9 protein-coding genes and 1 pseudogene are annotated in these 8,508 nt (G+C 67.1%); 2 read left to right on the top strand and 8 right to left on the bottom strand.

From position 1 onward, the window contains the following. Positions 1-47: 47 nt before the first annotated feature. The 5 genes from AC1D34_RS24225 to AC1D34_RS24205 all read right to left on the bottom strand — a co-directional run bounded on the left by AC1D34_RS24225 (position 48) and on the right by AC1D34_RS24205 (position 3,999). Positions 48-1,223 carry a phosphoserine transaminase gene (locus AC1D34_RS24225; RefSeq protein ID WP_476825560.1) on the bottom strand — a complete coding sequence of 392 codons (1,176 nt, stop codon included), beginning with the start codon at positions 1,221-1,223 and terminating at the stop codon, positions 48-50. A 528-nt stretch (positions 1,224-1,751) separates the two neighbouring features. Further along, complete coding sequence (locus AC1D34_RS24220; protein ID WP_441487978.1) at positions 1,752-2,000, bottom strand: hypothetical protein; 249 nt, start codon at positions 1,998-2,000, stop codon at positions 1,752-1,754. A gap of 142 nt (positions 2,001-2,142) precedes the next feature. Beyond that, entirely contained in the window at positions 2,143-2,814 is a 672-nt protein-coding gene (locus AC1D34_RS24215) for an SOS response-associated peptidase (RefSeq protein ID WP_441487979.1), read from the bottom strand. A gap of 77 nt (positions 2,815-2,891) precedes the next feature. Continuing rightward, positions 2,892-3,206, bottom strand: coding sequence for a hypothetical protein (locus tag AC1D34_RS24210; protein ID WP_069879203.1), 315 nt, complete (start codon positions 3,204-3,206; stop codon positions 2,892-2,894). 280 nt (positions 3,207-3,486) lie between these two features. After that, a complete protein-coding gene (locus tag AC1D34_RS24205; RefSeq protein WP_476825559.1) occupies positions 3,487-3,999 on the bottom strand; it encodes a hypothetical protein in 513 nt (170 codons plus the stop codon). 338 nt (positions 4,000-4,337) lie between these two features. Between AC1D34_RS24205 and AC1D34_RS24200 the strand changes: the two genes are divergently transcribed. After that, a complete protein-coding gene (locus tag AC1D34_RS24200) occupies positions 4,338-4,604 on the top strand; it encodes a hypothetical protein (protein WP_476825558.1) in 267 nt (88 codons plus the stop codon). Positions 4,605-4,610: 6 nt separating this feature from the next. Here the strand turns inward: AC1D34_RS24200 and AC1D34_RS24195 are convergent, their stop codons facing one another. Continuing rightward, a complete protein-coding gene (locus tag AC1D34_RS24195) occupies positions 4,611-5,852 on the bottom strand; it encodes an MFS transporter (RefSeq protein WP_476825557.1) in 1,242 nt (413 codons plus the stop codon). A 190-nt stretch (positions 5,853-6,042) separates the two neighbouring features. Here AC1D34_RS24195 and AC1D34_RS24190 point away from each other — a divergent pair, with 190 nt between their 5' ends. Continuing rightward, a complete protein-coding gene (locus AC1D34_RS24190) occupies positions 6,043-6,612 on the top strand; it encodes a helix-turn-helix domain-containing protein (RefSeq protein WP_476825556.1) in 570 nt (189 codons plus the stop codon). 10 nt (positions 6,613-6,622) lie between these two features. Here AC1D34_RS24190 and AC1D34_RS24185 read toward each other — a convergent pair whose 3' ends face one another. Further along, entirely contained in the window at positions 6,623-8,125 is a 1,503-nt protein-coding gene (locus AC1D34_RS24185; RefSeq protein WP_476825555.1) for a methyl-accepting chemotaxis protein, read from the bottom strand. 152 nt (positions 8,126-8,277) lie between these two features. Then, positions 8,278-8,508 (bottom strand): annotated as a pseudogene (locus AC1D34_RS24180) (chloramphenicol acetyltransferase); the annotation flags it as partial.

Raw genomic sequence — 8,508 nt, 5'->3', positions numbered from 1 at the left:
TGGGCGGGCGTGGCCCGACCATGACGTTGAGCGCGGCGCAGCTGCGCTTACGCCGCCTTCTTCAGCCCGGCCTTGGCCTCGTTGAAGGCATAGGTGATCCAAGGCAGCAGCGCCTTGACATCGCGGCTCTGCACGGTCGCACCGCACCAGATGCGCAGACCGGGAGGGGCGTCGCGATAATGCCCGAGATCGAAGCCGGCGCCGGCCTTCTCGATGATCGAAACCACCTGCTTGGCAAAGGCCGCCTGGGCGTCGGCCGGCAGCGCCGTCACCGCCGAGTCGGTGAACTTCAGGCACACCGAGGTGTTCGAACGCGTCTTCGGCTTCACCGCGAGGAAATCGATCCAGTCATTCTCGCGCACGAACTTGGCGAGCACGCGGGCATTGCCGTCGGCGCGCTTCACCAGCCCTTCGAGCCCGCCGACCTTCTTCGCCCAGTGCAGCGCATCGAGATAATCCWCGACCGCGAGCATGGAGGGCGTGTTGATCGTCTCGCCGACAAAGATGCCCTCGGAGAGCTTGCCGCCGGAGGTCATGCGGAAAACCTTCGGCAGCGGCCAGGCCGGCTTGTAGGTGGTGAGACGTTCGACGGCGCGTGGCGAGAGCACGATCATGCCATGGGCCGCTTCGCCGCCCAGGACCTTCTGCCAGGAGAAGGTCGTGACATCGAGCTTGCCCCAGTCGAGGCGTTGGGCGAAGGCGGCCGAGGTCGCGTCGCAGATCGTCAGGCCCTCGCGGTCATCGGCGATCCAGCTCGCGTCGATGACGCGGACGCCAGAGGTCGTTCCATTCCAGGTGAAGACGACGTCGCGATTCCTGGTGTCGACCTTCTTCAGGTTCGGCAGCTCGCCATAGGGCGCATTGAAGATGCGGACATCGCTGAGCTTGAGCTGCTTGGCGACATCGGTCACCCATCCCTCGCCAAAGCTCTCCCAGGCGACCATGTCGACGCCGCGCGCGCCGAGCAGCGACCACATCGCCATCTCGACGGCGCCGGTATCGGAGGCGGGCACGATGCCGATGCGGTAATCGGCCGGCACCTGCAGGATCTCACGCGTCAGGTCGATCGCAAGCTTGAGCTTGTCCTTGCCGATCTTGGCACGGTGCGAGCGGCCGAGCGCCGCGTCTGACAGGGCTTTGAGGGACCAGCCGGGGCGCTTGGCGCAGGGGCCGGACGAGAAATGCGGCACGCGCGGACGCGTGGCCGGAACAGTATTCGCCATCGATGTCTCCATCCTTACAGATGGGCGCGCCGCGTTGGGGCGGCGTGTCCCGTCGATGGGGGTAGGGGATCAGGGCGGGGGGAGTCAAGCGGCGGGCTTATTGTAGCGCGAACAATCAAATGGCAATGAACGAAGGATCAAATGGTGACAGATTGGATTTCAGAATAGCGGTTGCCGCGCCACGGCCAAGAAGTCACTAGCGGTGGGATTGCCGGGAGCAGGAAGCCCGCCCCGAATGGCACCCTCGAAATGTCACGTCACGTATTTGATAGCCACTGTGCGGCATCAACCAGCTGACTCATCGTTATGGTGCTGGCGTGGTTCATCCCTTGGGTTGAGCAATGCGCCGAAAGCCGGTGTTGAATCTCTTGAACGTCGGCGCTCTGATGGGACCAGCCGAGGTGAGCTTGGTTTCGTCCGCCCCCCGGTCAGAGCCGGGCTGGCAGGCGACTGCCGGGCCGGCTCGCCCAGCCGCGATGACAGAGTAAAGCCTGCTGGACGTGTAGCCACGATCGAGCCTCGCCCGGCTCAATCCCCCGTCATCGTCATCTCTGCATCCATCGCCTTCATCTTCGGATTGGCGGCACAAAACGCCCTGATCCTGGCTGCGACATCGGCCGGTGTCCTGTCCCTGGCGGCATGGCCAGCCGGCTTGTGGCCGCCATTCCTGAGATAGGCGGCGCAGGTCATCTCCGGGTCGGTGATCGCGGCTGACGCCGGGGAGGAGAGGAGGAGGCAGGCGAAAGCCGCGGCAAGCGCGCGGGAGGCGAGAGGCATGATGGTTGTCCTGAACGGCCGGGCCATGCGGCCCTTTTGCGCCGCTCCTGCACCGCCCGGCCGTGCGGCGCAACGACGCTGACCGACGCCCTGGTCTGCAGGCAGGGCATTGCAGAAGAGCCAGGGTTTTCGCGTGAGCCGGCTAACCCACCGGCATGATCGTCGCGGGATCGTCATCGCCGACGCCGCTCTTGTTGACGCGGCGGTCGACGATCCAGTCGCGTAGCGCCGGCGGCGGATCGGTCAACAGCTTTTCGCCGGCGGAGCCGTCGAGCCAGGCGTCGAAATCCCGGGGATGCAGCATGCAGGGCATGCGGTCATGCAGCGTCGCGATGCCGGCGACGGGATCGCGCACGATGATCGTGCAACTGATGATCTCCTGCCCGCTCTCCGGGTCTCTCCAGCGCTCCCAGAGCCCCGCGAAGGCGAGCAGGGCGCCGTCGGCGGCGCTGATGAAATGCGGGGTCTTGTCGCCCTTCGGGCCGGTCCATTCGAAGAAGCCGCTGGCCGGGATGATGCAGCGCCGGCTCCTGAAGGCCGAGCGGAAGGTCGGCTTCGTCGCCACCGACTCGACACGGGCGTTGAAGGTGGCGCCGACCTCGTTCGGCCTGCCCTTGTGCCAGGGCGGAATCAGCCCCCAGCGCGCCGGGATGAGTTCGCGGCCGAGCGGCGTCCTGACGATGATCCGCACCGTGTCGGTCGGCGCGAGATTGTAATGTGGCTGGAGATTGGCCCGCTCGGTCGGCACCGTCAGCGGCTGGCTGAAGGCGACGATCTCCTCCCAGGTAAAGGCCTGGCTGAAGCGTCCACACATGGCGTCATCTCCCGACCGGGAAGGGCAGGATGATGCCGTGGCGGTGGCGCTGTAAAGCGCGGCGCGCTCGCGCCCGTTCAGATCTTCTTGTCGGTGATCACGCCGGTCCGCATGGTGCCGCTTGCTTCCAGCTGCTTCTTGATTTCGTCGCGGATCTTGTCGGCGATCTCGCCCTTGGCCTTGGGATCGAGCTGGTCGAACTGTTCCTTGGTCAGACCGAACTTGGCGAGCATGGCGGTGTGCATGCGCTCGGCCGGCGTCATCTGGGCGTGCTTGAGGAAATCCGTTTCCGCCGTCTTCTGCGCGGCGGACTTGTCGGCGACCTTGGCAACGGTCTTGAAGGCATCGGCAAGCGATGTCGCCGGCTGGGACGACGAGATTGAAATCGACATGGCAACCTCCGGGCTGGTTGCACGCGTCACGCAAGGGGCGGGCCAGCGATGCTTCCGGAGAAGTCTTTGTTTCTCAATGCTTTATTGATTGTCTTCGGTGCCGCTGCACACGCAATCCCGGCAGGCGGGAAGAAACTGCCGGGCAATTCCTTCCCGGGACGCTGCGAGGACCCCCCTCCCGCATCGAAATCGGGTGTTCCCGACTTCGATACTTCCGAGAGCTGATCTCGGGCAGGCCCGAGATCAGGGAGAGGGGGAAGCGGGGCGCGGCGCGTCTGTCTCAGACGCCCTTCAGCTTGGTGTTGCACTGGCTGTAATAGCCACCGCCCTTCTGGATCCATTTCAGGTCGCCATTGCCGCCATTGGCCTTGTTGATGTTGTACTGGTCGTTGCAGGTCTTGAAACGCTGCTTGCCGGCGGTCTCGGAAGCGTATTTCGGGTCGATTTTGGCCGGGAAGACGGCATTGCCCATGGCGGCCGGCATGGCGGCGTGCGGCTTCGCCTGGGCCGGCGCGGCGGCGGGAGCTGCCATCTGCGGCTTCGGTTGGGCGGCCGGGGCAGCCGCGGGGGCAGCAGCCGGCGTCGCGGCCGCCGGCGTGGCGGCTTCGCTGCACTGGCTCTTGCGGAAGTCGTTCCAGGATTGGCCACCCAGCGTATTGCCGGTCTTGGCGGCGTTATACTTCGTGCTGCATTCCTTCATCGTCAGGGCCTGGGCCGGCGTCGCGGCCGGCAGGACGAAGCCGCCCGCGAGCGCAAACAGGCCGAGGGCAAGCGCAGTGCTGGTCTTGGTCATGGTCATCGCCTCCTGACGGGGCATGTCCCGTCGGCGCAACCTGGGCCGGGCGAGCGCATCCCATCCCGGTCAGGTCTCCGGAAAAGAGGATATTCCTCGTAAAATGAACGGTCCATGAGGGATTTCGGCCCTGACGATCACGGTTTTGAGGTTGTCGGCCCATGCGTCGGATGCGGCTGCGCCCGAGACGAGGTCAAGCATGGTGGGAAGGGGCCGGCGCTTCGCATCTTCTCCGGCCAGAAGAGAGGCGCCGGGGTCCATCGTTGTGCCACCGGGCTTGACCGCGCCGCTTCCGTCTCGTCCATGGGGCCAAACCAGCAGAGGAACCGGAGACGGACATGGCCAGGAAGACGCCGGAGCAACTCACCAAGGAGTTCGAGGGCCGCAAGGCGAAGGGGCTGGCCAAGGGCGGTGCCGCCTATTGGCCGAATGTTCTCGCGAACGCGGTGCTGAAGCTCGCAGCGAGCGGCAACGAGGTCAGCATCGCGGCGCTGAGCGAGCAGCTCTCCAGGGATGCCGAGGCGCAGGACGTCACGCTGAAGGCGGGCGCGGCCGAGGCGATCGCGCGGCTGGGCCAGGCGGTGGCGCGGGCAGCGGAGGGCTAAGCGGCCTCAGCGGTTCCCGCCCGCGAGCCTGCTTGCCTCGGGAAGCCGGCGTAGCCGCCACATGGCCCAGCAGCCGGCGGCGGGGCCGAGCGCCAGCACCGAGAAGGCCGCCGTCCACCCGAAGGCCGAGACGAAATGCGGCACGAGGTGAATCGAGACAAGCGTCACCAGGAAGCCGGCGCAGGTCTGCGCCGTGATCATGGTCCCGACCAGCGAGGGCTCGGCGAGCTCGGCGACGCTGGCCGAGAACTGGGCGGAGTCGGCCACGGCCGAGATGCCCCAGAGGATCGCGACGACAGCCAGCATGACAGGGGCTGCGGCGAGCCAGCCGATCGCAAGCGCGCAGGCGCCGCTCAGCGCCATGGCGCCGATGGTGACAGCGGTGCGGCCGAGCCTGTCGGCCAGCCAGCCGCCGAGCCAGGCGCCGAGCGCGCCGGAGGCGACGGCGAAGAAGGTCAGCACTGCGGCTGCGCCGTGCCCGGCCTGCGGACCGCGGCCGGCGATGGTCTGCTGCAGGAACACGCCGAGCCAGGCCCACATGGCGTAGAGCTCCCACATGTGGCCGCAATAGCCGGCATTGGCGAGACGCAGCGCAGGGTTGCGCCAGGCCTGGGCGAACTGGCCGAGAGCGAGACCGGCGCGTCGGACGAGATGGGGCCCGAGCCCGGCAAACAGGATGAGGACGGCGCCGCATAGCGTCGAGGCGGCGGCGCCGAGATAGATGCCGCGCCAGCCTATGCCCTCGAAGGCACCGAGCAGATGCGGGCTCGCCGAGCCGATGACGAGGGCGCCGACCAGGAGGCCGATCAGCAGGCCGAGGTCCTTGTTCGCCCAGGTCGCGGCGATGCGCATGCCGACCGGGTAGATGCCGGCCATGCACAGGCCGGTCAGGACCCGCAGGGCGATCGTCACCGGCCCGACCGGCGGCAGCAACGCGAGCGCAGCGGTCAGCGCAGCCGCTGCCGCGCCGGAGAGAGCAAAGAGGCGACGCGGATCGAAGCGGTCGGCCAGGCCGAGCAGGCTGCTCGCGAGCGTGCCGAGGACGAAGCCGGCCTGGACGGAACTGGTGAGCAGCACTTCGCTCAGCGGGTCGAGCGGCTGCTCCCGCCGGATCGCCACGATCGCCGCGGCCGAGGCGAACCAGGCCGCCATTGCCAGGGTTTCGGCGAGGAGGAGGAGCGCAAGCGAGCTCGCCTTCGCGGCATAGGGGGTGGTGGTCCCGCCGGGAGTTCGGAGTCCAGGATGCATCGCTCACCGGCCTTCTGCGCCCGTGCGGAACCGTCCGAAGGCGCCCTGTCGTCTCCTATAGTATACGTATGGCTTCTATAGAAGACGATTCAGGCATGAGGCATCGTTTTTCGGGTCGAGCCTCTTGAGCGGACGGGCGAGACGCCGGAAGAGCTTAGGATCCGCCTCAGAAGCTGACCATCGAGAGTCCATGCGTTCCCAGAGCCCAGACGACCCCAATCAGGCCATCGCCGCCCGCATCCGGATCGAACGGGACACGCGCGGCTGGTCGCTGGCCGATCTCGCCGAGCGTTCAGGCGTCTCGAAGGCGATGATCAGCAAGATCGAGCGCGGCGATGCGAGCCCGACGGCAACCCTGCTCGGGCGGCTGTCGGGAGCTTTTGGCCTGTCGCTCTCGGTGCTGCTGGCTCTGGCCGAGCGCTCGGAAGACCGCATCAGCCGGCATGGCCATCAGCCGGTCTGGCAGGACCCGGAAACCGGCTACGTCCGCCGGACGATCTCGCCGCCCTCCGGAGATATTCTCGAGCTGCTGCAGATCACGCTGCCGCCCGGTGTGCGGGTGCCGTATCCGGCCGCCGCCTTCCTGTTCCAGCGCCAGCAGATCTGGGTGCTGCAGGGCGAGCTCGAATTCCGCGAAGGCGGCGTCACCCACGCCCTGCAGCAGGGTGACTGCCTGCAACTCGGGCCGCCGGCGGATTCGTCCTTCTTCAACCCGGGCGCGGGCGAGAGCGTCTATCTCGTCGCCCTCGTCCGGAGATAGGCCAGGGTTACTAGGCTGCCCGGCGCCGTGCCGCCGCGCGCTGCTCCTGCGTGCGGAAAGCTGCGACGAGCTGGTTCAGCCGCTCGATCTGACTGAGCAGGGTCCGGGCCGAGGCTGCGCTCTGTTCGGCGAGAGCCGCGTTGCTCTGGGTGATCTCGTCCATATGGCTGACGGTCTGGCTCATCTCGTCGATGCCATTGGCCTGTTCGCCGGACGCCACCGCGATCTCGTTGACGGTGCCGGAGACGCGCATCGAGGCATCGACGATCTTCTCCAGCGTGCCGCCGGCGAGGCGGACGAGCCGGACGCCTTCGGCGACCTCGGCATCGGAAGACCCGATCAGCCCGGTGATGTCCTTGGCGGCCTCAGCCGAGCGCTGGGCTAGCGCCCGGACCTCGGCTGCCACGACGGCAAAGCCGCGCCCGGCATCACCAGCGCGCGCCGCTTCGACCGCGGCGTTGAGCGCGAGAAGATTGGTCTGGAAGGCGATGCCGTCGATCACCGTGGTGATCTCCGAGATCTTCTTCGAGGCCTGCTCGATACGGGTCATGGCATCGATCGCGTCGCTGACGATGGTGCCGCCGGTGCGGGCGACGGCGGCGGCGTCATCGGCCAGCGCAACCGACTCGCGCGAAGATTGGGCCGAGGTCTTGACGGACGCGGCGAGTTCTTCGGTCGTCGCTGCCGTCTGCTCGAGCGCCGCGGCCTGTTCCTCGGTGCGTCGCGACAGGTCGTCTGCGCCGGATGCGATCTCCTGCGAGGAGGTGGCGATCGAGCCCGACGTCGCCTGGATGGTCGTGACCATCTCGCCGAGCTGTTCCATGGCGTGATTGAAATGGCTGCGCAGCAGTGCGTATTCGGGCGGCATCTCCGCATCCATGCGGAAGGTCAGGTCGCCCTTGGCGAGCGCGGCCATGCCTTCGCTGACCAGGCTGACGACCCTGTCGCGCTCGTCCGCCTTGGCCTGTTCGACGGCGCGGGCCTCTGCCTCGACCTTGAGACGGGCCGCCTCGGAAGCCTCGAGATAGACCGAGATGGCATAGTCCATGTCGAGCAGAGTCGCCTTGACGATGGCGGTGATCTCGGCGGCACGGTCCTCGGCGCCTTCGATCTTGCCGCCGAAGCGGCCCTTCGGCCAACGCGCCTCGAGCACCTTGCCGATCAGCTGCTCCAGCAGCAGGGCATAGCCGCCGATATACCAGCGCGGCTCCAGCCCGATCCTGGCGTGGACCTTGCCGACCGTGGTGACGGCGGCGACATAATCCTCGTCGAGCTGGCCCCGGGCGATACGATCCCAGTAGCCGAGCTGCTTGCTCTTCGCGTGCTCGATATGGGCGTCGCTGCCGAAGAAAACGCGGGTTTCGGAGAAGGCGCGGACCTGTGCATAGAAGGCGCCGAGCGCATCCGGCAGGGCCTCCAGCAGCGTGTCCTCGACATCGTGGATGCGCCGCAACGCGTCCGGACCGAGCTTCATGAAGTCGCGCCGCCGGGCGAGATCGTCGGATGGTGCCATAGCCGTTTACTCAAGCCTGATGCGCCGAGCCCCCTCGGCACGCCGGCCGAAACTCGGCGATGGCTGGTTAATATCCGAAGAAGATTGCGGCTCTTGCCTGCAGGACGGAGCGTCTGTGGTCCTATGCCGCAGGATTGTCAGTCGCCAGCGGTTCACCGCAGGCCTTCATAGCGCTCGAGAAAGGCTTCGACGGGCAGCGTCCGGAAATCGTCGAGTGCGGTCCGCAAGGCGGCATGATCCCAGTCCCACCAGGATAGCGCGATCAGCCTCTCGGCGATGTCTTCGGGAAAGCGCCTGCGGATCGGCCTGGCCGGGTTGCCGGCGACGATGGTGTAGGCTGGCACGTCCTTGGTGACGACGGCGCCGCCGGCGACGACGACGAC

The organism is Allobosea sp. P1_A7 (assembly GCF_056406775.1).
Note: the sequence above shows the minus strand (reverse complement) of the source record. Positions and strands in the feature narration are given on the sequence as shown.

Coding starts and splice junctions, on each gene's coding strand:
- AC1D34_RS24200 (WP_476825558.1), top strand. CDS start 4,338: ATGGCCAGGAAGACGCCGGAGCAACTCACCAAGGAGTTCGAGGGCCGC.
- AC1D34_RS24185 (WP_476825555.1), bottom strand. CDS start 8,125: ATGGCACCATCCGACGATCTCGCCCGGCGGCGCGACTTCATGAAGCTC.
- AC1D34_RS24215 (WP_441487979.1), bottom strand. CDS start 2,814: ATGTGTGGACGCTTCAGCCAGGCCTTTACCTGGGAGGAGATCGTCGCC.
- AC1D34_RS24195 (WP_476825557.1), bottom strand. CDS start 5,852: ATGCATCCTGGACTCCGAACTCCCGGCGGGACCACCACCCCCTATGCC.
- AC1D34_RS24205 (WP_476825559.1), bottom strand. CDS start 3,999: ATGACCAAGACCAGCACTGCGCTTGCCCTCGGCCTGTTTGCGCTCGCG.
- AC1D34_RS24220 (WP_441487978.1), bottom strand. CDS start 2,000: ATGCCTCTCGCCTCCCGCGCGCTTGCCGCGGCTTTCGCCTGCCTCCTC.
- AC1D34_RS24210 (WP_069879203.1), bottom strand. CDS start 3,206: ATGTCGATTTCAATCTCGTCGTCCCAGCCGGCGACATCGCTTGCCGAT.
- AC1D34_RS24190 (WP_476825556.1), top strand. CDS start 6,043: ATGCGTTCCCAGAGCCCAGACGACCCCAATCAGGCCATCGCCGCCCGC.